Genomic DNA, 24,048 nt, shown 5'->3' with positions numbered 1-24,048 from the left:
CCCAATGATGGGATAGCTACTTTTTTTTAAATGCGATGCTCTAACATAAATTGTTTAAACTGCTCTGCCGCAGGAGTTAAGGTCTGATTTTTCGCAACCGCTAAATAAAAGAATCGTTCCCAGTTCGGACTTCTAATTGGCAACACCTTCACATCGATATAATTTAAAATTGGCATGTTCGGAACCACGGCAATCCCAAAATTTTGCGCGACCATCCCCGCAATCACTTGGTCTACCTCGATTTCATAGGCGATTGTATATTCCGCGCCAATTTTCCTAAATAGTTCATCGATAATTGGCCGCAATCCGCTTTTTTTCGAGAAAGCGATGTGCGGATAGTCTACGGTTTCGCTTAAATCAATCCAGTCTTTCTCAGCTAGCGGATGATTTTTTGGTACAATAAGCACTAATTCTTGTTTGGCAATCGGCGTAAAATGGATATTTCGTTCATTTTCGAGTTTGGAGCAGATGCCAATATCGAATTTCTTTTCTTTTAAACCTTGAATAATATCAATCGAAACACCAGTATGGAAAACAAAATCGATTTTCTTTTCTGGTTCGGTTTGCAAGAATTCTTGAACGAGCTTTGGTACGAGGGAGGTTCCGAGTGTTTGCAAAAATGCCAAGTCAATCTGCCCTTCCCCATTTGCCGCTTTCTTAGTAGTCGCGACACCAGCGTCTAGCATATCGAGTGATTCTTCCACATAATCAAGAAACACTCTCCCCGCCTTACTTAATCCGATATTCCGACCTTCTTTTTCAAATAAAGCAATACCTAATTCTTGTTCTAAAGAGGAAATCGCGTGACTTAAACTAGGTTGCGTAATCAGTAATTTTTCAGCTGCTTTTGTGTAATGCTCCATGTGCGCCAATGTGACGAAATAACGTAAATGGTGTAAATTCATGGCTTCTCCCCTCACTAAAAATTATCTATGCAATTTATCTATCAATTAATAGAATAATACCAATTTGTTTTTATGGAATAGTCATAATACAATTAAACTGTAGTTACGCCAGTGAAATAAACTTATTCCTTAAAAACCAATATACGGTAGAATAGGTTAACTGTCCAGTTCATTTTTCAACTATTGAAGGCGTTATCACATCAGAGATTTTTAATTTAGTGGAATTTATTTTTTTGCTGGTGTTTGTGAAAATATTATCAAAGTTTCTTGTAATTTTTATTATGGAGAGGAGATAATTTTTATGACAAATGCAAATGGCAACTTAAAAAAATGCCCCATCACGATTAGCTCTTACACACTTGGAACGGAGGTATCGTTTCCTAAACGTGTCAAAGTCGCTGCTGAGAATGGTTTTGACGGAATTGGCTTGCGCGCGGAAAACTATGTTGACGCACTAGCTGCCGGATTAACCGACGAAGATATGTTGCGAATTTTAGACGAGCACAACATGAAAGTAACCGAAGTCGAGTACATAACACAGTGGGGCACTGCCCAAGATCGTACGGTGGAACAACAAAAGAAAGAGCAAACCACTTTTCATATGGCGCGATTATTCGGCGTCAAACATATTAACTGCGGCTTGCTTGAAAAACTCCCTGAAGAACAAATCATTGTCGCGCTTGGTGAACTATGTGACCGGGCCGAAGAATTAATTATCGGTTTAGAATTCATGCCCTATAGTGGTGTTCCGGACTTACAAACAGCTTGGCGGGTTGCAGAAGCGTGTGGCCGTGATAACGCACAACTAATTTGCGATACGTGGCACTGGGCTCGAGCAAACCAAACAGCCGAATCTATCAAAAATGTTCCCGCTGATCGGATTGTATCCATTCAATTATGTGATGTCCACGAAACACCTTACAAAGAACTGCGCGAAGAGTCACTTCATGATCGTTTAGCTCCTGGAGAAGGATACGGAGATACGGTCGGTTTTGCAAAAATTTTAAAAGAACATGGTGTTAATCCGCGTGTTATGGGAGTTGAAGTTATCTCAGACTCCATGGTCGCAACTGGTTTAGAATATGCGGCAATCAAAGTATATAATGCCACAAAAAAAGTATTAGACGAAGCATGGCCAGAGATTGCTCCAAAGTAAACGCCTATCCGATTATGTGAATATTGTAACGTAAAAGAACGATTCCCTGTTGAAAGGAAAGTGTTATTTTTGAAATTTAATTCGATGTTTTCACCCATTGATATCGGGCCGATGAAAGTGCCTAACCGATTTGTAGTATCACCAATGTGTAACAACTATGCGAATACAGATGGAACTTTATCAGATACTTCCCTTGCTTATTATAAAGAACGGGCGCTTGGTGGCTTTGGACTGATTACGTTTGAAGCGACTGTAGTAGATGTCCGTGCAAAAGGTGGCGCCAATAAAGCCTGTCTTTATAGCGATCATCAAATTGCTAGTTTTAAACGAGTGATTGATGTATGCCATGATGCGGGAGCTAAAATTTCTGTGCAATTGCAGCATGCTGGACCGGAAGGGAATTCCAAAGTATCTGGTTTTCCTTTAAAAGCCGCTTCTGCGATTGCCTCTGCTGCTGGACGAAATACGCCAGAAGCCATTTCCCGTGAAGAGCTATACGAATTAATCGAGCTCTATGGAGAAGCCGCTTTACGAGCAAAAAAAGCGGGCGCGGATGCAGTTGAAATTCATTGTGCCCATGGCTATTTAGTAAGTAGTTTCTTATCTGCCCGGACGAACAAGCGCGTAGATGAATTTGGCGGTTGTTTTGAAAATAGAATGCGGTTGCCACGACTTATTATTGAAAGTATTCGTAAGCGCGTTGGGCATTCTGTCGCGATTCTCTGCCGGATTAATAGTACCGATGGCGTGGACGGCGGGCTTAGCGTTCAAGATAGCGCGACGGTTGCCGCATATTTAGAAGATTGCGGTTTGGATGGTTTGCATGTTTCCCGTAGTGTTCACATTCGCGATGAATACATGTGGGCGCCAACTGTCTTGCACGCAGGATTCAGTTCCGACCTTGTGACGCAAATTAAACGCGCCGTTTCTATCCCCGTTATTACGGTTGGTCGTTTTACCGAGCCACATTATGCAGAATTAATGGTTCGTGAAGGCCGTGCTGACTTAGTTGCCTTTGGGCGTCAGTCTTTAGCAGATCCAGAAACACCCAACAAAGCGGCGGCTGGCAAATTGGATGAACTACTTCCTTGTATCGCTTGCCTTCAAGGTTGTGTCGCTAACATGTATGCCGGCAAACCAATTACTTGTTTAGTCAATCCACTACTCGGGCGCGAATCCGAAGCTTACTTACCAAAAACACCAAGTAAAAAAGTGGTTGTTGTCGGTGGCGGCGTTGGCGGACTTTATGCTGGATGGATGGCAGGCTCCAGAGGTCATGATGTAACAGTATACGAAGCATCTGATATGATTGGCGGCCAAATGCGCCTAGCAGCCTATCCTCCCGGTAAAGGTGATTTGACCAATATGGTTCGCAGCTATATTAAAAAATGCGAGCAATTCGATGTGGAAATTAAAACGAATACACCTGTCACAACAGAACTTATTCAGGAAGTTTCCCCAGATGCCGTTATTATCGCGACTGGAGCAACCCCGCTTGTTTTACCTATTCCAGGAATTGAGGATGCTGGATTAATCCACGCAGTTGACTTACTGGATGGTAAAGAAACCTGTGGCAAAAAAGTTCTTGTTGTCGGTGGCGGCATGGTTGGTAGTGAAACAGCTGCATTTCTAGGTGAAGCTGGTCATGAGGTTACTGTTGTTGAACTACGCGATGAAGTCGGAGCAGATGTCATTTCTGAGCATCGCAAATTCCTTATGCGCGATTTCGATGAATATAAAATCAAAAGTGTGACTAACGCAAAAGTGACCAGTTTCTTTGCAGACGGGGTAACGTATTCCTTAGCAGATGACAAAGAATACCGAATTGACGGTTTTGACTCTGTTGTGCTGGCAATGGGCTCAAGAGCTTATAACCCGCTAGAAGAAGCTATCAAGAAAATCGTACCTGAAACTTATGTTATCGGTGATGCCATTCGCGCACGCCGAGCATTAGACGCAACGAAAGAAGCACTAGACGCTGTATTACAATTATAATTTGTTGTCATACTCGTTGTGAGGACAGCGAGTATGATTCATTCGGAGGTAAAGGAAACATGGAAAATCGAATATCAGGAACGACTAGGCTGCTTGGCTTAATTGGTTCACCCATAGATCATTCAAAATCTCCAATCATGTATAATTACAGTTTTCAAAAAGCTGGTTTGGATTATGCCTACCTTGCTTTTGACACCCCTATTGAAAAAGTTGCCGATACGATAAGCGCAATTAAAACATTTAACCTTCGTGGTTCTAACGTAACCATGCCTTGTAAAAGTGAAGTTTTAAAATACATGGATGACCTTTCCCCTGCTGCTCGGATGATTGGCGCTGTTAACACAATCGTAAATGAAAACGGGAAACTAACCGGGCATATCACAGACGGCCTCGGTTTTGTTGCAAATTTACGAGATGCTCATGTCGATGTTGCCGGTAAAAAAATGACTATAATCGGTGCTGGTGGCGCGGCTACAGCAATCCAAGTCCAGTGTGCACTTGATGGGGCCAAGGAAATCACCATTTTTAATATTAAAGACGCTTTTTATGAAAAAGCAAAACAAACAATTACTTCGATTAAACAAGAAGTACCACATTGCATCGTACATATTTATGATTTGAACGATACAGAAAGATTACATGCGGAAATTGCAACTAGCGACATCCTTGTCAACGCAACACTCGTTGGTATGCAGCCAAACGAACAGGAAACACCAATTAACGATCCCGCTGTTTTTCGAAAAGAACTCATCGTAACAGACATTGTTTATAACCCTAAGAAAACCAAACTATTACGAGATGCAGAAGCGGCTGGTTGTAAAATAGTTGGCGGATTAGGAATGCTTTTGTGGCAAGGCGCCGAAGCATACAAACTGTTTACTGGAAAAGATATGCCAGTTTCAGAAGTAAAGGATCTATATTTTAACTAAATAAATTCATCAGGATTTCGAGAGGAGAAAAAAATGAACGCAAAAAGATTTTATCCAACAGCAATAGCACTTTATTTTACTTATTTTATTCACGGTATTGGGGTATCCATTCTTGGCCAATACAAACAAGATTTCGCCGGAGTATGGGGAGCAGACACGCTTTCTGACGGCACATTTGACGTAAGTATGGTTATCGCGGTTATCGCGGCACTTGGCTTAGGTCGCTTACTAACGCTACCAATTTCTGGACCTTTTTCAGATAAATTTGGACGTAAACCTTCTGCATTAATCGGTGTTGGTTTATATGCCATTTATTTCATCGGTCTAGCATTTGCACCAAATATGTATATCGCTTACGCTTTCGCTTTTGTCGGAGGAGCTGCGAACTCATTCTTAGACACAGCTGTAACACCATCTGTTTTAGAAATTTTCACGAAAAATGGCGCGATTGCCAACATGTTTACTAAATTCTCCATTTCTATCGGGCAATTCGTCTTACCTTTCGCAATTGGTATGGTTGCAGCGGCAAATATGTCATTCCGTACACTATTCATCATTACAATGGCTTTAATCGTTATTGATGGTTTAATTATCGCATTTATGCCGTTCCCTCCAATGAACAACAATGTTGGCGGCGAAAAAGCAAAACCTGCGAAAATGAAATTCAACGCAACAAGTTGGGCAATTATCGGTATTGGTTTTACCTGTACTTCCACTTTCCAACTATGGTTAAACTGTAACCAAGAACTTGGAAAATTATACGGCATGGCTGATCCAAGTAAAATTCAATCATTCTACTCCCTTGGAACCATGTGCGCGATTTTAATTACCGCTGTTCTCGTGAAGAAATTTATTTTACCAGTACGTATTTTGATTCTATATCCAGCAATCGCAACATTAATGCTACTAATTATTTACATCGTTCAAACACCAACTATTTGTTTAATCGGTGGATTTGTTATCGGATACGCTGCTGCTGGTGGGGTTCTTCAACTAGCTGTATCGACTGCAAACGAGTTCTTCCCTACTAATAAAGGAAAAATCACTTCGATTGTCATGATTTCTTCTAGCCTAGCAAACTACATCGTTTTAAACGTAGCGAGCTATATTACAAAAGCTGGTGGTATCGAAGGTCCGAAATATGTGTTATTATTCAATGTAGCGATAACTGTTATTGGTATCCTACTAGCAATCTTCGTCAACATGCGTTATAAAAGCGAATCTAAAATCGCAACTAAATAATTAATTATTCAACTGAGCATTCACCCGCTCAGTTGAACTTACATATCATTTGTGAAGTAAAGCACAAACTTATGTATTTTATCTATATGTACACCTGAAAAAAGAGGACATTTCTAATAAAAAGCCCTCATACTTACATAAAGGAGAGCAGACTATGAAAAATAAATATTTATCTACATCACTAGGTCTTTATATGAACTACTTTGTTCATGGTATGGCGTTAATCATCATCGCACAAAATATTGATTTTTTATCTCAAAAATGGCATACAGATTTAGCTGGTGCTGCCGGCGTTGTATCTTCCTTTGGGATTGGTAAATTATTAGCTGTATTTATTTCAGGAAAACTATCCGATAAATTTGGTCGAAAGTTGTCTGTTATTCTCGGTGTGTTTTTCTACATTGTCTTTTTAGGCGGTATTTTATTAAGTCCAAACACGATTATCGCTTATGCATTTGGGATTTCCGCTGGGATAGCTAACTCCTTCTTAGACACAGGAACTTATCCCGCACTTATGGAAGCTTATCCCAAAAAAGCTGCATCTGCCAACATTATCGTTAAAGCCTTCGTACAAACTGGGCAATTCCTTTTACCGTTCATGATTGCTTTCATTTTGGCAAACAACTTGTGGTATGGCTGGAGCTTTGTTGTTTTAATCGTCATTTTACTTATCAACTTGCTCTATACGTTAACGCGTACTTTCCCGCCAATGACTGTTGGAAAACCGCTAGATTTTGAAGCAGAACTTGCCGAAGAGAAAAAGCAGAAGTTTCATTTTAGTATTGATGAAATTTGTTTAATCTTATTTGGTTTTGTCGCTCAAACATTACTTTATATTATGAGTCAATGGATTGCTAAATACGGATCTGAAGTCATCCATATGACCGATGATGCTTCCCGATTACTTGTCAGCTATGCGAGTGTCGGAGCGATTATCTGCGTATGTGTAACATTTGTTTTAGGAAATCGCGGCGTGCGAACGTTGTATATTTTAATTACCTACATCACTATGACGATGCTCATTTCCTTCACCTTATTTGCTTTCCCAAGCGAAATCGTATGTATCGTTGGAGCTTTCTTACTTGGTTATTTCTCTGCTGGAGGAATCATTCAACTAGGGCTCACGTTACTTGCCGAAGTTTCAGCTCGCGGAAAAGGCTTTGTTACTAGCCTTTACACTATTGCGGAAGGGATTGCCGTATTTATTATTCCACTAATCGCCGCAGCTATTTCCCGAGTTGATATTGCCGCTATTTTCTTACTAAACGCTGGCATTGCATTGTTCGGATTAGCGCTTTTACTAGTTGTTTTTGCAAGAAAGAAAAAATTTGCTCGTGATCATATATAGCAAAAAGGTCGAGAATGGCGAATCCCATTCTCGACCTTTTTTAATGTTTTCTTAACGTTTTCCATTTGTACATAAGTATCCAAAAAGCAACAGCTGCTGCGATTAAAATTACTATCATTTTAATTACTAAGCCAGCAACTTGTCCAGTCGTAATTAATTTTGCATAGTCGAAACTGGCGTAATGACCGCTTAAACAAATAGTGATATAAATGGAGCCAATAATTAGTATCGGTAGACGGAACTTGTTATTCATTAAGAATCTACCGTTATTTTCTAAAGAGGCGGTTTTCATTGCGTACCAGCTAATGATTAACATTACTACCGATAAAGCAATTAAAACGATAAATTCCCCTAACGCCATTCCCCCTCTTAAAATTGGGGTTGGAAGTGCATTGAACAACATCACTGCCCCACCATCAACATCAGCAATTGTCTTCCCAGAAAAATAGGCTTTAAATCCAACAATCAAATTAGTTAACGCTCCTGGGAACATATAGAGAAAACTCACAACCGAGCCAATAGCGATAATACCAGCTGTAATGATTTCCCCAACTAAATTTCCAACTGCCATCGCTAACATATAAGAGAATAAAAACAGCAGTGAAAAAGAAGCAATATACATAAACGCGTCTGGCACACTTGGTAAGTATATTTCCGGTATTTGCTGATAAATATACATAAACCTTCCAAGCATAATTAAAGGTCCTATCAAGAAAATCAAAACAAGCGGAATAAGCATTTTATGCCAAAACAGTTGCCGCCTTGAATACGGTAAGCCAAACGTAAAATAATCCATCTGCTTATTTTTCTCAAAAACCGTTAATTTTAATCCCAAGAATAAAAATATATAGAAGAAAAGTGCTAAATTTCCTTCAAAATCATACGGCGTTAAGCTTAAATCATTTTTTATTTCATTCCCTGTCATTTTTTGATCAGTTGAATTTAATTTTTGAAATTCTTCCGATTGATAATATTTGTAGTTTTCGTTAAATAAACTAACTGTATTTGTTGCCGTTGTCGCTTCAGAGCCAATAAAAGCGATGATGATAAATATAAACACCCAAGCATTCTGACGCCATTCTTTCCAGAGAAGTCCTGTACTCATGCTTCCTCGCCCCCTTGTTCTTCTAGATGATAGATAAACAAGTCTTCTAGCGTAACGGCAAGTTCATCCATGAAAATTGGTTTTTCTTTTTTAATCGCTGCATATAATTCCGTATTCATATCTCGGAATAAAATGGTATATACACGGCCATACTTATTAATTATTTTTCCATTTTCAAGTAAAATAGGTGGTATTTTTTTATTTTCAAAAGCGATTTGGATTTTAACGGCTTGTTCACGAAGCGATTCCAGGTGATAGGATTCTTCAATATGATTATCCTGCAAAATATGAATATAATCAGCAATCGGATCTAAATCATCTAAACGGTGCGAAGAAACAATAATTCCTAGTTTCCGTTTTTCTACTTCTTCTAACAATATGCCCATAATTTTCTTTTGAGCGATGATATCGAGGCCTTCCATTGGTTCGTCGAGTAAAATATAATCGGCTCCTATCGAAAGTGCCAGAACGAGACCAAAAAGACCTTTCATTCCTTTAGAATAATTTTGAAATTTTACATCTGTGGCTAGGCTGACTTGTTTCATCAAATCATCAAATTTAGCTCCATCAAATAATGGATATGTTTTTTGATAGAATTTTTTGATCGTTGGAATTTTATATCCATCCCAACAACTTAAATTATCTTGAAGCATAAACATTCTTTGCTTTAACTGCGGATTTTTGCTCAAAGGTTCATCTAAGTATACATCCCCCTCGTCTGGGATATAAAAACCCATTATCGTCCGAAAAAGAGTTGTCTTACCCACACCGTTTCGTCCAACTATACCAACAATTTCTCCCGGCTTTACTTCGAATGTCACTTTATCCAGTAAGAGTTTTCCATCAATTTTTTTACTAAGCGCATCAACCTTCAACCACGTCACCTCCAATGATGTCTTGACTATATTCGTCTGATAATCTATGTATTTCCTCTACATTAATTCCAAGGTAAACTAAATCGAGTATTGTTTCTTTTAATTTTACTTTTGTCTCTGCTAACTTTTTTGGCGAATTGACTTTATCCGTTTGATTCGCTATAAAGGTGCCTTTCCCTTTGACCGTGACGATGACTTCTTGCCGTTCTAATTCTTGGTAAGCTTTACTCACAGTGTTTGGATTCACTCCTATTCTACTAGCAAATTCACGTATTGACAGTATCTTTTCGCCTTCTTTTAATAACCCTTTGACAACTTGTTCTTTAATTTTTTGGACGATCTGTTCATAAATTGGTAGTTGACTTTTCGTGTTAATCGTAAACATCTCTCCCCCTGCTTTCATGAACTCTACTATAAGAGAACTAATTGTACTAGTTACTATAGTACAGTAGATAAAAAAATAAATCAATTCCCTTATGAAAAAGAAAATTGATTTAAGCTTTATTTTTCTAGTGTTAATAATGCTTCTTTCATCGCTATTCCGCCACTGTAGCCTGTTAATTTGCCATTTTTGCCGATGACTCGGTGGCACGGTATGACTAAGAGTAGTGGGTTTTTGCCAATCGCTGTTCCTACGGCGCGAACAGCTTTAGGGCGATTGATTTGCTCGGCGATTTCTGTGTAGGTTCGTGTTTCCCCGTATGGAATGTTTTGTAAGGCGTTGAACACCTCGAGTTGTAAAGGAGTCGCGGTTAAATCAAGCGGTACAGTGAACTGCGTAAGCTCGCCGTTCAAATAAGCATAGATTTCTTCTTTATATAGAGCCATTTTCTCTGGGGCAAGCTTGGCTGATTGGATCTGTGCTTCTTTCGTTCCGATATAAACTAGCCCTTTATCTGTCGCGGCGAAATAAAGCTCTTTTTCTGAAAAGTGGATTGTATCATAGTATAAAGTCGCCATTCTCTTCACCTCTTTCTAACGTTAATTATACGCTTAATTAGATGGATTTCCTATGCAATTTCACTATAAAAGCAAGATTAGAAAAGTTTTCCTCGCAATTTAGCTTGATAACGTTTATGATTAATAAGAAGTTGAGGTGATAACATTGTCGGATTATTACTTAACAAAAAAAAGATGGCAAGCAATTGCAACGAATGACAAGACTGCTGATGGCTCTTTTTTCTACGGAGTTACATCAACAAAGATTTTCTGCTATCCTTCTTGTAAATCACGATTACCTAAAAAAGAAAATATTGTCATTTTTCATAGTGCGGAGGAAGCTTTTTCGAATGGCTATCGCGCTTGTAAACGATGTAAATCTGGTGGTAATGCGCTACCTGATACCAAGTGGGTCACTAATATCGAAAGCTATCTTAAGGAAAATTTTGCTCGTCCACTTACTTTACAAATTATTGCGGATGATTGCCACGGGAGTCCATATCATTTACATCGAACGTTTAAGCGGATTACGACGATTACGCCTATTACGTATCTCGAAAATATTCGGATTGATTTTGCAAAACAGCAGCTACTTCATACTAATCAATCCATTGAAACTATCGGGAAACTGTCCGGCTTTCCAAATCCCTCCCATTTTTCAACGACTTTTAAAAGACATACTGGTTTGTCGCCAAAGCAATTTCGAGACAAACAAGAATAAAAAATTAAATTAGAACGGATGATACGATTATGACACATGTAACATTGCCCATTTTAGAAGATTGGGAAGGCCTTTCATTAACGACTATTTTGCAAGAAAAATTCCATCTAGGAAAAAAAGCGCGCCATGAAATTCGCATGTCGCAAAATGTGTTGCTTAATAATAAGCCACTTGAAGATTGGAATACGCCACTTTTTGTCGGTGCAAGTCTTTCTTTACCAATCATTTTGCACGAAAAAATTCCGGTTTATGCGTATGACTTAGAAATTATTTATGAAGATGATTTTTTACTTGTCGTGAACAAACCTGTTGATATGAAAACGCATCCCAATGATAGTTACGAAAGGGATACGTGCGCGAATGCAGTGCAATATTATTTAGAAAAAACAGACCAAGAAGCGAATGCCCTAGCTGTGCATCGTCTCGATCAAACAACATCTGGACTAGTGCTCTTTGCTAAAAATAAATTAGCGATCGCCGGCCTATCGTGGCAAATGGAAAATAGAGCGATTCACCGGACTTATCTTGCAGCTGTTGACGGCACTTGGGGACTTGTGATGCAGACGATTAATAAACCAATTGGTGAAGATCGCCATCACGGCTCTAGACGCCAAATCAGCCCATACGGTCAACCCGCTGTGACCCATGTAAAAGTATTAGAAAATGATAACGAAAAAAACACTTCGCTTGTAGAGTGCCAAATCGAAACTGGCCGGACGCACCAAATCCGTGTTCATTTAAGCGGCATCGGTCATCCAATCATTGGCGATACACTTTACGGTGGCTCGCCTCGTGCTAATCGCATCATGCTACATGCCGAGAAATTACATTTAAATCATCCTTTCAAAGGCAAAGAAATGAACTTTTCCGCACCAGCTGGGGATGATTGGGTATTTTAAAAAGCCACAACATTACGTCGTGACTTCTGCACAAATCTCTACTTTCATACCATCTGGATCTTCAAAAAATACGGCATAATGATTTTTACCACCAGCAAAAGGATATCGGTCTTCATATAGAAGTCGGATTCCTTTTGCTTTTAATTTAGCCCGAAACGCATCGACGCGTTCTTTAGTACCACCATGAAAAGCTAAATGATTCAAGCCAACTCGTTTACGGTGATAACCTTCTGCCAGAAACGGTTCCTCGGCTTGTACAAAGACTAAATACGTCTCCCCGAACTTATAACTAAAGCCCTCATTCCACGACTGATATAACTCATAAGAAAGCTCTTCTAACAATTCCGACCAAAATAAACGACTTTTTTCTAAATCAGCTACATAAATTTCCACATGATGTAACATTTTACGCCTCCCCGATATGTTTAAGCGCTTCTCTACGGCTTAGCGGCGCAAGTGTGTGGCTATTTACAAACTGACGAACCGCCTCACTATCTACTTTGGCATATTGTCTGAGTGCCCAACCAATTGCTTTTTGAATAAAAAATTCTTTGGAATCAAGCCATTTTTCGCAATTGGAAAATAGCAGCTCCACATCGGTTTGTTCTTTATATTTAAGTTGAAATAAAATCGCTGTTCTCGCAAGCCAAATATTGTCTCCGTTAATCCACGCTTCATTATAAGTAGGAATTAGGTCAGGATACAATTTGAAATGATTACTTACAACGGTTCCCGCCAAACCATCCACCGTATCCCACCACGACTTCGTTATAATTAATTTTTCATAGACTTCTATCGCTTCACTCGGCTGTTTTTTGCCATAACGGCTTAATAAATCAATCGCCACATATTGAAATTCACGTTCTTCTTCTGCAAATAAAGTGGCAGCAAGACCAAGCAAATCAACTGGCGCTCCGTTTTCTTTCAAAAATGTTGCTACTAATTTTTTTCGCTCGCCGGCTCTAATCCCCAAAAAAGTAAATTGATTTTTCATGTAAGCTTCCATCGGCGGGGCTGCTGCTCGCGAACCATTAGCGCGAAATAACGTTTGAATATCTGTCATTCTGTTTTCCCGCCTGTTAAATAAGCGCGTTCTCGTTCAATGCTGCTTAAAAAGTATTCTAAATCATCTGGATCCGGCCCAACACGTTTGCCAGTTTCCAGGCGGTCAATTTTCTCCATGTCACCGGCATCCAATTGAAAATACGACAAGCGCGAGTTTTCTTCAATTCGACTAGAAGTAATCGACTTAGGAAAAATAATCGTATTTCGGTTCAAATGCCATTGTAAAATCACTTGATCAACAGAAGCTTGATGTTTTTTCGCGATTTCTGTAATCACCGGATTTTGCATCAAAATTCCTTTAGCAAGTGGCGACCAAGCAGCATGCGCGATATTTTGTTCCGCCAAATACTTCCGAAGATCATTCTGCGGTAAAAGTGGATGCGTTTCCACTTGATTTAGCACCGGTTTTTCATTGGCAGCAACTAATAAATCACTTAAATGATGTTGCTTGAAATTCGCAACCCCAATCGACTTAATCAATTTTTCAGCATGCAGTCGCTCCATCGCACGCCAAGAATCACGGTATTTCCCTGCAACAGGCCAATGAATCAAATATAAATCCAAATAATCTAGCTTCAAATTGCGCAGCGTCCGCTCAAACGCAAATAACGTCTCATCGTAGCCAAGGTCACCGTTCCACACTTTTGAACTAATAACTAATTCTTCGCGCGAGACCGCACTTCCCGCAATCGCTTGACCAACAATTGCTTCATTATTATAAACTGCTGCTGTATCAAACAACCGATAACCAACTTCAATCGCCTTCTCCACAGCACCAGCGATAAATTCCTGTTCTGTTACTTGAAACACACCAAGTCCAATATAAGGAATTGTCTCATTCCCCGGCAGTATCATTCTGTCTTGTAAAGTTTTTGTCAAAACGAAACCCTCCTCACGAAAACTGTTTTGTGAACTTTTTCTCTTAAATGAATTATACACTATTTTCGCAAATTTATATTTTAAAACCAGTATACCGAAATGCGCCTTACTCTCCTAATAAAAAGCCACAAAAAATCTACTTTTTTTATTCATTTAGTGAAATACCTAAAAACAGCCATTGGAAACGCTGTCAGAACGTTTATTTGCAGAGTCACCAAAAAAAAGTTTCCTATTTATTCCCATCCTATGTTAGTATTAATTTGTGGTAAAGATCTATCAAGTTTTTTATTAATTTTTGTTAACTTATCGTTAAGAAAAAAGCTCCCTTTTCAAAGTAAAAGCGAGCTGATTATTAATGACCAAAAATGATCGGGGGAATTAAGAAAATGGCTTTTAAAAATAAAAAAGACCGTTTTGCTTCGTTGTTGCATGACATTGCAGTAAATTTACATGAAGGTGCAAATTTCTTTGCAACTTACAACATTAATTCGGTGGAGGATCTACATACTTTCTCGAATAAAATCAAAGAATATGAAACAGCTGGGGACTCCATGGTTCACAAAATGATTATGGAATTAAACGACGCTTTCATCACACCAATCGAACGTGAGGATATGTTAGAACTTACTAACCGCCTTGACGACGTGATGGATGCACTTGATGAAACAGCTTTCTCACTAGAAATCTGCCAAATCACTCATTATGATGAATACATGACTAAATTTATCCAAGCTATTCAAGCAAGCACTGTTGAAATTGAAAAAGCAGTTGATCTTGTTTTTGATAAAAAACTTAAAGATGTTCGTAAACTTGCGATCCAAATTAAAGATTACGAATCTCAATGTGATGATGTTTACCGCGAATCACTAATCCAACTTTTCCAAAACGAAAAAGATCCAATTAAACTTATTCGTCTAAGAGAAGTTTATGAAAAATTAGAAGACATTGCTGATAGTTGTCAAAGCGTTGCGAATACGCTTGAATCAATTGTCATGAAAAATGCGTAAGGGGCCTAGATAGATGGAAGGAATGTTTCTCATCACCCTCGTCATCGTACTTGCCGCGCTAGCATTTGACCTAATTAACGGGTTCCATGATACAGCTAACGCCATTGCGACTAGTGTCTCTACAAAAGCCTTAAAACCACGACATGCGATTATTCTCGCTGCTGTAATGAACTTTGTGGGTGCTATTTCATTCACAGGGGTTGCTAAAACAATTACAAAAGACATTGTTAATCCGTTCGCTTTAGAACACGGGGAACTTGTTATTTTAGCAGCATTACTTTCAGCTATTGCATGGAACTTAATCACTTGGTATTTCGGAATTCCTAGTAGTTCCTCTCACGCCTTGATTGGTTCCATCGCCGGTGCAGCCATTGCATCAGCTGGATTTGCATCAATCGAATACAGCGGATTTACTAAAATCATTGTTGGTTTATTAGTATCTCCTGTACTTGCTTTCGTAGTCGGTTACACGATATATTCACTTTTCAAGATATTCTTGAAGAACTTAAACTTAGCCACGACCAATCGGCGCTTCCGGATGATTCAAGTCGGAACTGCTGCGCTACAATCTTACACACACGGAACAAACGATGCACAAAAATCAATGGGTATTATCACAATGGCCTTAATTGCTAGTGGTTTCCAAACAACCGATGATGTGCAGCTATGGGTTCAAGTATCCTGTGCGATTGCCATGGCGATTGGTACAAGTATTGGTGGTTGGAAAATCATCAAAACTGTCGGCGGTAAAATCATGAAAATCAAACCAGTTAATGGTGTAGCGGCTGATTTAAGTTCCGTTATCATTATTTTCGGTGCCACTTTCATTCATTTACCAGTTAGTACAACGCACGTAATCAGCTCTTCTATCCTTGGTGTTGGAACAGCTCACCGTGTGAAAGGTGTCAAATGGGATACTGCACAACGCATGATTATTACATGGGTTATCACACTTCCTATTTCTGCAACCATTGCAGCCCTTATCTTCTATGTACTAAGATTCATTCTTTAATAAACTTTAGAGCCTTGCTTATGCGAGGTTCTTTTTATACATTTTTTTGAATAAAACTAATAATTATACGTAAAAATAAGATTGTTTTAAAAATATATTGCATATTTACTCATTTTGATGTATTATAATAAACATCGATAATAACGATTCATTTATTATAAATTACTCAAATACTAAAGGGAGTTGTACTTATGCAGAAGCATTTATTACAAAAGTTCGCAGCAATTTTACTTGTTTTTATAGTTGTATTTTCTGGCTTCACTACTGTGTTCGCCGCTGATACCAAGGATCAAACCTTAGCTAATATTCAAGAAAAAGGTGTTTTGACAGTCGGACTTTCCGCTGACTATCCACCGTATGAATTTCATCAAACAATCGACGGTAAAGATAAAGTCGTTGGTTTTGATGTAAGCATTGCCGAAAAAATTGCCAAAGATTTAGACGTGAAGTTAGATATTAAAGAAATGAACTTCGACAGTTTACTTGGCTCACTAAAAACCGGCAAAATTGATATGATTATTTCCGGGATGTCACCTACACCCGAACGTCAAAAAGAAGTAGATTTCTCTGATCCATATATGTTCGTTCAACAACGAGTTGTGATTAGAAAAACAGATAAAGATAAATATACGAGTGTAAATGATTTTAGTGGTGTAAAAGTCGGCGCCCAAAAACAAACTACCCAAGAAGAATTAGCGCAAAATGAATTAGTTGGCTCTGAAGTAGTTTCCCTTCAAAAAGTACCCGACCTCATCCTTAACCTTAAAAGCAACAAAGTCGACGCCGTTGTTTTAGAAGGCCCTGTTGCCGAAGCGTATATTAGCCAAGATAAGACACTAGCAATGGCCGATATTAAATTTGCTAACGGTAGTAAAGAAACAGCCATCGCAATGCCAAAAGGCTCCACTGATTTGCAAGCAAAAGTCAACGCATCCATTAAAGACATCCAAGACACAGGCTTACTAAAAAAATATCAAAAAGAAGCCAATAAACTAATGTTCCAAGATGGTAGCTTCTACGAAAAATATGGCAATTACTTTATCACTGGTACATTAATCACGATTGCCCTTGCCGCTATCGGCGTATTATGTGGCGCCATTCTCGGCTCATTACTAGCGCTCATGAAACTAGCGAAAACAAGATGGTTACGCTGGCCAGCAGCATGTTACATTGAATTTGTCCGTGGTACGCCACTTCTTATTCAAATTTTCATCGTCTTTTTCGGAACGCAAATTATCGGAATGGACGTATCCGCCTTTGTTTCCGGTTGTATCGCCCTATCCTTAAACAGTGCCGCTTATGTTGCTGAAATTATCCGCGCAGGTATTTCCGCTGTCAACAAAGGCCAAATGGAAGCAGCTCGTTCCCTTGGTATGACACAAGGAGCAAGCATGCGTTACATCATCTTACCGCAAGCTGTAAAAAATATTCTTCCTGCACTTGGTAATGAATTTGTTACTGTTATTAAAGAATCTTCCATCGTATCCGTTATCGGTGTAACTGAACTAATGTTTATGACTGGCGTAGTCCAAGGCGCAAGCTTCAAACCATTTATCCCGCTAATCATTACATCGTTAATTTACTTTGTACTAACATTTAGCCTGTCGAGACTACTAGGTGTTGCTGAAAGGAGAATGAGAACAAGTGATTGATATTAAAAACTTACACAAACATTTCGGTAAATTAGAAGTCTTAAAAGGCATTGACCTTGAAATCGCATCCGGAGAAGTGGTCGTAGTTATCGGCCCTTCCGGAAGCGGAAAAAGTACTTTCTTACGTTGCCTAAACTTATTAGAACAACCAACATCCGGCACAATTCTTTTCGAAAACAAAGACCTAATGGCAAAACAAACCAACGTCAACGAACTACGCCAAAAAATGGGCATGGTTTTCCAAAACTTCAACTTATTCCCACATAAAAACGTACTCGAAAACCTGATGCTCGCTCCAACAAAAGTGAAAAATGAAGATAGTGCAGTTGCCAAAAAACATGCCCTTTCCTTACTTGAAAAAGTTGGACTAGCTAATAAAGCAACTAGCTATCCTTCGCAACTTTCTGGTGGACAGCAACAACGGGTAGCCATTGCCCGAGCGCTCGCAATGAATCCAGATGTAATGCTATTCGATGAACCAACTTCTGCACTTGACCCTGAAATGGTCGGTGAAGTTTTAAGCGTTATGAAATCACTGGCTAAAGAAGGTATGACCATGGTCGTCGTAACGCACGAAATGGGCTTCGCAAGAGAAGTTGCCGACCGCGTTGTCTTCATGGACGAAGGCGTGATTCAAGAACAAGGCACACCAGAAGAAGTATTCGGAAACCCGCAAAACGATCGTACAAAAGACTTTTTAGGAAAAGTTTTAGCATAAACTTAGATTACGTCTCGCCTATTATTGGTGAGGCGTTTATCTGCACTTATAGAAAAAAGGAGCTAATTACCCATGATGAATAACTCAAAAATTGCTAAAAGACATCAACAAATGCCCGTTAATATCCTCGCTGATATTGGTACACTCGCGAAAACAATGCCTAATATTCTTGATTTATCTATCGGCGATCCCGATTTAATTACGGATGAATCCATTATCAATGCTGCATTTGAAGACGTTCGTGCTGGTCATACAAAATACACCGAATCAGGTGGCGACGTGGAACTAATTGACGCCATCCGTGGTTATTTCAGCCGCAATTATGATCTTTCTTTTGAACGTAGCCAAATCCGTGCCACAGTCGGCGCGCTTCATGGTATGTATTTAACTTTGCAAACCATTCTTGACGACGGCGATGAAGTCATCATTCACGAACCGTACTTCTCTCCTTACAAAGATCAAGTGTTAAACTCTGGTGGTACGCCAATTATCATCCCTACTTACGAAAAAGATGACTTCGCGATTAATATCGATATTTTAGAAGCTGCCATCACCGATAAAACGAAAGCTTTAATTTTAAATTCACCTAATAACCCAACTGGCGCTGTTTTTTCACCAGACACATTTGAAAAAATCGCTAATCTAGCTAAAAAATACGATTTCTTTATTTTATCTGATGAAGTCTATGATGGTTTTAGTTTTTATGAAGAATTCGTACCTATGGCCAAATTCGCGCCAGATCATACAATTACGTTCGGTAGTATGTCTAAAAATTTCGCGATGACAGGTTGGCGTCTAGGTTATATGATTGCTCCAACTTATTTAAACGAAGCTGCGAAGATTATTAACGAAGGAATTACGTACTCTGCCCCGTCGCCGTCCCAACGAGCTGCTATTTACGCGTTAAATCATTCTGAGACACTAATTCCTTTAGTAACAGAAACCTTCCAAAAGCGTCTAGAATACATCGCAAAACGGGTGGAAGAAATCCCATATCTTTCTTTACATCCACTCAAAGGTTCGATTTACGCCTTTATCAACATTTCTAAAACAAACATGGATTCCGTTTCATTTACAGAATATGTGTTAAAAGAAACGCAAGTCCTTGTAATTCCTGGGCTAGCTTTCGGTGAATCTGGTGATAATTATGTTCGCCTGGCTGCAACCCAAGACATTAGCGTGCTAGAAGAAGCATTCAACCGCCTAGCCAAATTAACCTTCTAATTAAAAGAGCAAACTTGCTTCATTCGCAAGTTTGCTCTTTTTTTAGCTCTGTTATTATTTTTTTAATCCCAGTAGTTGAAGATTATTTGACCTACCGTTTCGGGCTTCCAGTAAGCAAGTTGTTCCAATTCAGCACTATTTAAGTCTGATTTCTTTGCCATGCTTTGATTATAAGAACTGTTTAGCTCTACTGCACCGATAATTTGGTAGAAAGGAGCAAATTGTTCATAAAGAAAAGGATTTTCGATGAAGTTGATGTCACCAAATTCAACGTTTGATGCAAAAGTAAGATAAGGATAATGTGCGTTCAGCAAGATATATAAACTATTACCTAAAATTTCAACTTGCGCATAATAAAAATTTGCTGGGGATTGGGGTGCATTAAAACCTATAACTTTTCCACCATTACAAGATACAATGTCGAAGCATAATTGCTTGAACTGTTTCTCTTCTATATTTGGAGGTTTATTAGCTTCTGAATTATAAAAACCAGTTACCCCATTAGGAAGTTTCATCCTGTATCTACCACCTCTTACACACTAAATTCAGATAAACGCAAACGATTATTCGTTCCTATTATCACAACATTTTAAAAAGGTATCAAATATCCACATTATTCTTTAACAAAGCCTTTATTTTAATTTGATTTCTGCAAAAGAAGACACAACCGCCGCTTCTTTTGGAAAAGTGATGTTTTTTGTCGCTTCATTCGGTACGATATAGACTTTTAATCCAGCCTGCATCGCTGATAGTGCGCCATTTTTCGAGTCTTCTATTGCAATCGCTTCTTCTGGCTTCACACCAAGAGCCTCCACAGCTTGCAAATAAAGTGCCGGATGTGGCTTGATTTCATCCACATGGTCCGCCGTTTGAATCGTTTCAAAATCCGCTAAAATCCCAAGTCGTTCGAGCGTAGGCTTAATCCAAGCATAACCCGAACTTGTAGCAAGACCAATTTTATAATCATTCGCTTTTACTTGTTCAAAAAATTCTTTAAAACCTTCACGAAAGCCAAGTGATTGTTGACCAAGATGGCAAGCGTCCGCCACGGTAGTTAAAAAAGCTTCTTTATCAAAAGCCCCGTTCGTTGCTTCCATCATATAAGTAATAATCGGTTCTTCACTTGTACCGATAATTTGCTGATAAATTTCATCTGGTAAATCAATATCGTACGTGTCTTTCAAGTATTTCATTGTCTCCGTATACCATAAATTCTCCGTATCAAGCATGGTGCCATCAAAATCAAAAACAACTGCCTTCACATGCATCCTCCTAGTATAAGTGATACTTTCATTGTAACATAGATAAACTATTTAAGAAATCTTCGAAAAAGGGTTGCTTTTTTAGTAAAAAACGAATAATATTGAAGTTGTGGTTTTTAATGTTCGTTATTTACCATTAAGCATGATTTTAAAAAAGGAGTGAAACACACGCATGTTTCAATTAAAAGCAAACGGTACAGATGTTAAAACGGAAGTCATCTCTGGTTTTACTACATTCCTAACGATGGTATATATCGTAGTAGTCAACCCGGCTATCCTTTCCGCAGCAGGTGTTCCATTCAATACGGTCTTCATGGCAACAATCATTTCAGCAGTAATCGGTACATTATGGATGGCGATTTTCGCTAACTATCCAATCGCGATTGCGCCAGGACTTGGTATGAACGCTTACTTCGTCACAGTAGTTACAACTCAAAAACTAGATTATTCGGTCGCATTCGCTGCGGTCTTTGTAGCAGGTATTATTTTCTTATTACTATCTTTAACACCGCTTCGTGAAAAAATCATCGAAGCTATTCCACATAATTTAAAAGCCGGGATCACAGCTGGTATTGGTTTATTTATCGCTTTCCTCGGTTTCCGTATGACAGGCATTATCGTTTCAAATGACTCAAACTTAGTCGGTTTAGGTGATTTACATTCCAAAGAAGCCATTTTAGCTATTGTTGGGCTTTTAATTACTTTAATCCTACTTGCTTTAAACGTAAAAGGAGCTTTATTCATCGGGATGATCGCAACAGGTATTATCGCATTTATCACTGGTGAACTTAAATTTACAGAAGGTATTGTTAAACTTCCGCCAATGCCAGAATTCGTTTTTACTAATCCACTTAATGCTTTTGGTGATGTAATGAGTTACGGGCTTTACGCCGTCGTCTTGTCCTTCCTACTCATAACGATTTTTGATACTACCGGAACAATGATCGGTGTTGCGAAAAAAGCTGGCTTAATGAAAGGCGAATCATTACCAAACGCTAAGCAAGCATTAATGGCAGATGCAGTTGCAACAAGTGTTGGTTCGATGTTCGGTACAACACCTACAAGTGCTTACATCGAGTCATCTGCAGGTGTTGCAACAGGCGGACGTACTGGTCTAACAACACTTACAGTAGCAATTTTATTCATGATTTCCGCATTCTTCGCTCCACTTGTTGGTGCTGTATCCGGAATTTCCGCTATCACTGCACCAGCTCTTATCATTGTTGGTAGCATGATGATTGGTGCTGTTAAAGAAATTGACTGGGATACGCTAGATGAAGCATTCCCTGCTTTCTTAGTTATTCTAGCTATGCCACTAACTTCAAGCATTGCAATCGGCCTAGCGTTCGGTTTCATTTCTTATCCAGTACTAAAAGTATTCACTGGTAAATGGCGCGAACTTAACTGGTTCCTAATTGTAATCGCCGCACTATTCTTCATTCTCGTAGCATTTTTACCACATTAATAACGAACGAGCGTCTGCCGAACTCGGTAGGCGCTTTTTTATTGGACAAAAACCACGTCTTTTGCTATAAAGAAGAGAGAAACTAATTAGAAATGAGTTGAACTTGTCGTGTTTTTAAAATCACTGCTCGCCGGTGTCGTACTTGCTGTTGCTGTTTTTCTAGCAAGCTTTTTGATACCTGACTACACTGTATCCACATTATATTCCATTGTTACAACCATTATTGTCTTTGCATCCATTATTCTATCCGCATTCGTTTCCTTTGGCGGTCGTAGTGGAAATCCTAGTCGAAAAAGCCAATTACGCTGGAGTATCCTGCTTTTAGTCGCAGCAATCCCTAGTTTTATCGGCTTTATCGTTACATTTTACTTCTAAACTAAAAAGAAGCATCCCCCACTTTGGGAATGCTTCTTTTTTTAATCTTCTAAAGCGGAAATGAACGCTGGTAAATATTCTGGTAGGTCTGGTGGGCGACGACTTGAAATAATGTGTCCGTCTGTTACAACCGGCTCATTATGCCAAATAGCTCCCGCATTCGTCATATCATCTTTAATTCCTGGCGTACTTGTCACATTCACACCTTCTAAAATCCCGGCAGAAACAAGTACCCAACCAGCATGGCAAATTTGTCCGATTGGCTTCTTCGCTTTATCAAAAGCACGAACCAAATTCAGTACGCTATCAAAACGACGCAACTTATCCGGGGACCAGCCACCTGGAACTAAAATTCCATCATAATCTTCTGCGCGAACAGAATCAAAATCATAGTCAGAAGTAACAGGGACTCCGTACTTACCGTGATAAACTTTTTTCGCTTCCTCTGCCACTAGATGTACCGAAGCGCCTGCCTCACGCAATCTAAGCACCGGATACCAAAGCTCTAAATCCTCAAAGTCTTCACTGACAAGCGCAATAACTTTTTTACCTTTTAAAGTCATATAAATCTCCTCCTATCCTCTTCTACAGTATAACAATAACCAGATTGTTATTAAATTATTCCGCCTATAAAAGAAGACAAAAAAAGACGCTCGAAATAAACATTTCCAGCGTTGCCATCATGTTCGGGCGCCTATGCATAACGGGATGAGGCATAGACATGAACTACACGGCCAATGAGATGAATGAAAACAAATAATGATTTTGGTGTCTAAACAGATGTCTGACTAGTTGCCATTCTATTGGAAGATGGATACACCAAAAGTCATTATAACCATGATAGGGTCTTATCCCCATGAAAATCACATTAGTAAAAATGAAACTTTCATCGAGGTAAAACTCTATCCTATAACTTATTTTACTATTGTTCTTGAAAAAAGCAAGTAAATAAATATAGATTTTTTGTGACGAAGCTAAGAAAAGATATAAAAACCTTACTATTATCGCTGTTTTTCGTATAGAAACAACGATATTATGCACAAAAAAGAAACCTTTGCGGGTCCCTTTTAGCTGAAAATTTCTACAATCATCCAAGAAACAATAGCGACTAATGGAATCAAGACCCATACATTATGACCGAGTAAACTAGAACGAGCAGCTGGTTTATCTTCAAGCAGTTGAATTCTAGCACGTAAATCATGCACTTCAAGCTCTAGGTCTTGTACTTTATCTTCTAGTTCATACAAACGTTCTTCCATTTGAATCCCTCCACAC

General features: G+C 39.0%; 27 protein-coding genes. 14 read left to right on the top strand and 13 right to left on the bottom strand.

Annotated elements, in window-relative coordinates; translation table 11 throughout:
• Nucleotides 1-26: 26 nt before the first annotated feature.
• On the bottom strand, nucleotides 27-905 hold the full coding sequence (locus HCJ30_RS12930) for a LysR family transcriptional regulator (RefSeq protein WP_185392487.1): 879 nt from the start codon (nucleotides 903-905) through the stop codon (nucleotides 27-29).
• A 301-nt stretch (nucleotides 906-1,206) separates the two neighbouring features.
• On the opposite strand from HCJ30_RS12930, the gene HCJ30_RS12925 reads away from it, so the two are divergent.
• The 5 genes from HCJ30_RS12925 (at nucleotide 1,207) to HCJ30_RS12905 (ending at nucleotide 7,575) form a co-directional block, all read left to right on the top strand.
• Complete coding sequence (locus tag HCJ30_RS12925) at nucleotides 1,207-2,061, top strand: sugar phosphate isomerase/epimerase family protein (RefSeq protein WP_185392486.1); 855 nt, start codon at nucleotides 1,207-1,209, stop codon at nucleotides 2,059-2,061.
• Nucleotides 2,062-2,130: 69 nt separating this feature from the next.
• Nucleotides 2,131-4,056, top strand: coding sequence for an oxidoreductase (locus HCJ30_RS12920; protein WP_185392485.1), 1,926 nt, complete (start codon nucleotides 2,131-2,133; stop codon nucleotides 4,054-4,056).
• Between the two features lie 59 nt (nucleotides 4,057-4,115).
• Nucleotides 4,116-4,985, top strand: a complete 870-nt coding sequence (aroE, locus tag HCJ30_RS12915) for a shikimate dehydrogenase (RefSeq protein WP_185392484.1) — start codon at nucleotides 4,116-4,118, stop codon at nucleotides 4,983-4,985.
• Nucleotides 4,986-5,018: 33 nt separating this feature from the next.
• A complete protein-coding gene (locus HCJ30_RS12910; protein ID WP_185392483.1) occupies nucleotides 5,019-6,227 on the top strand; it encodes an MFS transporter in 1,209 nt (402 codons plus the stop codon).
• A gap of 154 nt (nucleotides 6,228-6,381) precedes the next feature.
• A complete protein-coding gene (locus tag HCJ30_RS12905; RefSeq protein ID WP_185392482.1) occupies nucleotides 6,382-7,575 on the top strand; it encodes an MFS transporter in 1,194 nt (397 codons plus the stop codon).
• A gap of 40 nt (nucleotides 7,576-7,615) precedes the next feature.
• Here HCJ30_RS12905 and HCJ30_RS12900 read toward each other — a convergent pair whose 3' ends face one another.
• The 4 genes from HCJ30_RS12900 to HCJ30_RS12885 form a co-directional block, all read right to left on the bottom strand.
• Complete coding sequence (locus tag HCJ30_RS12900) at nucleotides 7,616-8,680, bottom strand: MFS transporter (RefSeq protein ID WP_185392481.1); 1,065 nt, start codon at nucleotides 8,678-8,680, stop codon at nucleotides 7,616-7,618.
• Nucleotides 8,677-9,555, bottom strand: a complete 879-nt coding sequence (locus tag HCJ30_RS12895) for an ATP-binding cassette domain-containing protein (protein ID WP_185392480.1) — start codon at nucleotides 9,553-9,555, stop codon at nucleotides 8,677-8,679. Before HCJ30_RS12895 ends, HCJ30_RS12900 begins: the two co-directional genes overlap by 4 nt.
• Nucleotides 9,545-9,940 (bottom strand): GntR family transcriptional regulator, encoded by a 396-nt coding sequence (locus HCJ30_RS12890; protein WP_185392574.1) that lies wholly within the window; start codon nucleotides 9,938-9,940, stop codon nucleotides 9,545-9,547. The genes HCJ30_RS12895 and HCJ30_RS12890 overlap by 11 nt, the downstream gene beginning before the upstream one ends.
• Nucleotides 9,941-10,056: 116 nt before the next feature.
• Nucleotides 10,057-10,515 (bottom strand): methylated-DNA--[protein]-cysteine S-methyltransferase, encoded by a 459-nt coding sequence (locus HCJ30_RS12885; protein WP_185392479.1) that lies wholly within the window; start codon nucleotides 10,513-10,515, stop codon nucleotides 10,057-10,059.
• 145 nt (nucleotides 10,516-10,660) lie between these two features.
• On the opposite strand from HCJ30_RS12885, the gene HCJ30_RS12880 reads away from it, so the two are divergent.
• Nucleotides 10,661-11,215 (top strand): bifunctional transcriptional activator/DNA repair enzyme AdaA, encoded by a 555-nt coding sequence (locus tag HCJ30_RS12880; RefSeq protein ID WP_185392478.1) that lies wholly within the window; start codon nucleotides 10,661-10,663, stop codon nucleotides 11,213-11,215.
• Between the two features lie 29 nt (nucleotides 11,216-11,244).
• Nucleotides 11,245-12,114 carry an RluA family pseudouridine synthase gene (locus tag HCJ30_RS12875; protein WP_185392477.1) on the top strand — a complete coding sequence of 290 codons (870 nt, stop codon included), beginning with the start codon at nucleotides 11,245-11,247 and terminating at the stop codon, nucleotides 12,112-12,114.
• Nucleotides 12,115-12,126: 12 nt separating this feature from the next.
• Here the strand turns inward: HCJ30_RS12875 and HCJ30_RS12870 are convergent, their stop codons facing one another.
• The 3 genes from HCJ30_RS12870 to HCJ30_RS12860 are packed head-to-tail and all read right to left on the bottom strand — an operon-like array spanning nucleotide 12,127 to nucleotide 14,058.
• Complete coding sequence (locus HCJ30_RS12870; protein WP_185392476.1) at nucleotides 12,127-12,519, bottom strand: VOC family protein; 393 nt, start codon at nucleotides 12,517-12,519, stop codon at nucleotides 12,127-12,129.
• A 1-nt stretch (nucleotide 12,520) separates the two neighbouring features.
• Entirely contained in the window at nucleotides 12,521-13,177 is a 657-nt protein-coding gene (locus HCJ30_RS12865; RefSeq protein ID WP_185392475.1) for a DNA alkylation repair protein, read from the bottom strand.
• Nucleotides 13,174-14,058 (bottom strand): aldo/keto reductase, encoded by an 885-nt coding sequence (locus HCJ30_RS12860; RefSeq protein ID WP_185392474.1) that lies wholly within the window; start codon nucleotides 14,056-14,058, stop codon nucleotides 13,174-13,176. The genes HCJ30_RS12865 and HCJ30_RS12860 overlap by 4 nt, the downstream gene beginning before the upstream one ends.
• 386 nt (nucleotides 14,059-14,444) lie before the next feature.
• Between HCJ30_RS12860 and HCJ30_RS12855 the strand changes: the two genes are divergently transcribed.
• The 5 genes from HCJ30_RS12855 to HCJ30_RS12835 all read left to right on the top strand — a co-directional run bounded on the left by HCJ30_RS12855 (nucleotide 14,445) and on the right by HCJ30_RS12835 (nucleotide 19,671).
• The gene (locus tag HCJ30_RS12855) at nucleotides 14,445-15,065 is read left to right on the top strand and encodes a DUF47 domain-containing protein (protein WP_003723380.1); all 621 of its coding nucleotides are present in this window, start codon (nucleotides 14,445-14,447) and stop codon (nucleotides 15,063-15,065) included.
• Between the two features lie 13 nt (nucleotides 15,066-15,078).
• A complete protein-coding gene (locus HCJ30_RS12850; RefSeq protein WP_185392473.1) occupies nucleotides 15,079-16,077 on the top strand; it encodes an inorganic phosphate transporter in 999 nt (332 codons plus the stop codon).
• Between the two features lie 191 nt (nucleotides 16,078-16,268).
• Nucleotides 16,269-17,729 carry an ABC transporter substrate-binding protein/permease gene (locus HCJ30_RS12845; RefSeq protein ID WP_185392472.1) on the top strand — a complete coding sequence of 487 codons (1,461 nt, stop codon included), beginning with the start codon at nucleotides 16,269-16,271 and terminating at the stop codon, nucleotides 17,727-17,729.
• Nucleotides 17,722-18,447: an amino acid ABC transporter ATP-binding protein gene (locus tag HCJ30_RS12840; RefSeq protein WP_185392471.1), complete on the top strand. Its 726-nt coding sequence runs from the start codon at nucleotides 17,722-17,724 to the stop codon at nucleotides 18,445-18,447. The genes HCJ30_RS12845 and HCJ30_RS12840 overlap by 8 nt, the downstream gene beginning before the upstream one ends.
• 75 nt (nucleotides 18,448-18,522) lie before the next feature.
• The gene (locus tag HCJ30_RS12835) at nucleotides 18,523-19,671 is read left to right on the top strand and encodes a pyridoxal phosphate-dependent aminotransferase (protein ID WP_185392572.1); all 1,149 of its coding nucleotides are present in this window, start codon (nucleotides 18,523-18,525) and stop codon (nucleotides 19,669-19,671) included.
• Nucleotides 19,672-19,733: 62 nt separating this feature from the next.
• On the opposite strand, the gene HCJ30_RS12830 is transcribed toward HCJ30_RS12835, so the two are convergent.
• Both HCJ30_RS12830 and HCJ30_RS12825 read right to left on the bottom strand, forming a co-directional pair.
• Nucleotides 19,734-20,186, bottom strand: coding sequence for a hypothetical protein (locus tag HCJ30_RS12830; RefSeq protein WP_185392470.1), 453 nt, complete (start codon nucleotides 20,184-20,186; stop codon nucleotides 19,734-19,736).
• Nucleotides 20,187-20,303: 117 nt separating this feature from the next.
• Nucleotides 20,304-20,933, bottom strand: a complete 630-nt coding sequence (locus tag HCJ30_RS12825; protein ID WP_185392469.1) for an HAD family hydrolase — start codon at nucleotides 20,931-20,933, stop codon at nucleotides 20,304-20,306.
• A 172-nt stretch (nucleotides 20,934-21,105) separates the two neighbouring features.
• Between HCJ30_RS12825 and HCJ30_RS12820 the strand changes: the two genes are divergently transcribed.
• Together HCJ30_RS12820 and HCJ30_RS12815 are read left to right on the top strand one after the other, a co-directional pair.
• Nucleotides 21,106-22,398: an NCS2 family permease gene (locus HCJ30_RS12820; protein WP_185392468.1), complete on the top strand. Its 1,293-nt coding sequence runs from the start codon at nucleotides 21,106-21,108 to the stop codon at nucleotides 22,396-22,398.
• A gap of 108 nt (nucleotides 22,399-22,506) precedes the next feature.
• Nucleotides 22,507-22,773 (top strand): hypothetical protein, encoded by a 267-nt coding sequence (locus HCJ30_RS12815; protein ID WP_185392467.1) that lies wholly within the window; start codon nucleotides 22,507-22,509, stop codon nucleotides 22,771-22,773.
• Between the two features lie 41 nt (nucleotides 22,774-22,814).
• Here the strand turns inward: HCJ30_RS12815 and HCJ30_RS12810 are convergent, their stop codons facing one another.
• From HCJ30_RS12810 to HCJ30_RS12800, 3 genes are all read right to left on the bottom strand, one after another.
• Nucleotides 22,815-23,336, bottom strand: coding sequence for a type 1 glutamine amidotransferase domain-containing protein (locus HCJ30_RS12810; protein WP_003723656.1), 522 nt, complete (start codon nucleotides 23,334-23,336; stop codon nucleotides 22,815-22,817).
• 163 nt (nucleotides 23,337-23,499) lie between these two features.
• Nucleotides 23,500-23,901 (bottom strand): hypothetical protein, encoded by a 402-nt coding sequence (locus tag HCJ30_RS12805; protein ID WP_185392466.1) that lies wholly within the window; start codon nucleotides 23,899-23,901, stop codon nucleotides 23,500-23,502.
• Entirely contained in the window at nucleotides 23,841-24,032 is a 192-nt protein-coding gene (locus HCJ30_RS12800; RefSeq protein WP_185392465.1) for a hypothetical protein, read from the bottom strand. Before HCJ30_RS12800 ends, HCJ30_RS12805 begins: the two co-directional genes overlap by 61 nt.
• Between the last annotated feature and the right edge of the window lie 16 nt (nucleotides 24,033-24,048).

It is taken from the genome of Listeria cossartiae subsp. cossartiae, assembly GCF_014224155.1.
GTDB lineage: Bacteria > Bacillota > Bacilli > Lactobacillales > Listeriaceae > Listeria > Listeria cossartiae.
The sequence above is the reverse complement of the archived record's forward strand: the minus strand, read 5'-3'. Positions and strand labels throughout refer to the sequence as shown.

Coding starts and splice junctions, on each gene's coding strand:
- HCJ30_RS12800 (WP_185392465.1), bottom strand. CDS start 24,032: ATGGAAGAACGTTTGTATGAACTAGAAGATAAAGTACAAGACCTAGAG.
- HCJ30_RS12820 (WP_185392468.1), top strand. CDS start 21,106: ATGTTTCAATTAAAAGCAAACGGTACAGATGTTAAAACGGAAGTCATC.
- HCJ30_RS12805 (WP_185392466.1), bottom strand. CDS start 23,901: ATGGGTCTTGATTCCATTAGTCGCTATTGTTTCTTGGATGATTGTAGA.
- HCJ30_RS12845 (WP_185392472.1), top strand. CDS start 16,269: ATGCAGAAGCATTTATTACAAAAGTTCGCAGCAATTTTACTTGTTTTT.
- HCJ30_RS12865 (WP_185392475.1), bottom strand. CDS start 13,177: ATGACAGATATTCAAACGTTATTTCGCGCTAATGGTTCGCGAGCAGCA.
- HCJ30_RS12855 (WP_003723380.1), top strand. CDS start 14,445: ATGGCTTTTAAAAATAAAAAAGACCGTTTTGCTTCGTTGTTGCATGAC.
- HCJ30_RS12930 (WP_185392487.1), bottom strand. CDS start 905: ATGAATTTACACCATTTACGTTATTTCGTCACATTGGCGCACATGGAG.
- HCJ30_RS12850 (WP_185392473.1), top strand. CDS start 15,079: ATGGAAGGAATGTTTCTCATCACCCTCGTCATCGTACTTGCCGCGCTA.
- HCJ30_RS12830 (WP_185392470.1), bottom strand. CDS start 20,186: ATGAAACTTCCTAATGGGGTAACTGGTTTTTATAATTCAGAAGCTAAT.
- HCJ30_RS12870 (WP_185392476.1), bottom strand. CDS start 12,519: ATGTTACATCATGTGGAAATTTATGTAGCTGATTTAGAAAAAAGTCGT.
- HCJ30_RS12905 (WP_185392482.1), top strand. CDS start 6,382: ATGAAAAATAAATATTTATCTACATCACTAGGTCTTTATATGAACTAC.
- HCJ30_RS12890 (WP_185392574.1), bottom strand. CDS start 9,940: ATGTTTACGATTAACACGAAAAGTCAACTACCAATTTATGAACAGATC.
- HCJ30_RS12910 (WP_185392483.1), top strand. CDS start 5,019: ATGAACGCAAAAAGATTTTATCCAACAGCAATAGCACTTTATTTTACT.
- HCJ30_RS12900 (WP_185392481.1), bottom strand. CDS start 8,680: ATGAGTACAGGACTTCTCTGGAAAGAATGGCGTCAGAATGCTTGGGTG.
- HCJ30_RS12925 (WP_185392486.1), top strand. CDS start 1,207: ATGACAAATGCAAATGGCAACTTAAAAAAATGCCCCATCACGATTAGC.
- HCJ30_RS12810 (WP_003723656.1), bottom strand. CDS start 23,336: ATGACTTTAAAAGGTAAAAAAGTTATTGCGCTTGTCAGTGAAGACTTT.
- HCJ30_RS12835 (WP_185392572.1), top strand. CDS start 18,523: ATGAATAACTCAAAAATTGCTAAAAGACATCAACAAATGCCCGTTAAT.
- HCJ30_RS12875 (WP_185392477.1), top strand. CDS start 11,245: ATGACACATGTAACATTGCCCATTTTAGAAGATTGGGAAGGCCTTTCA.
- aroE (WP_185392484.1), top strand. CDS start 4,116: ATGGAAAATCGAATATCAGGAACGACTAGGCTGCTTGGCTTAATTGGT.
- HCJ30_RS12885 (WP_185392479.1), bottom strand. CDS start 10,515: ATGGCGACTTTATACTATGATACAATCCACTTTTCAGAAAAAGAGCTT.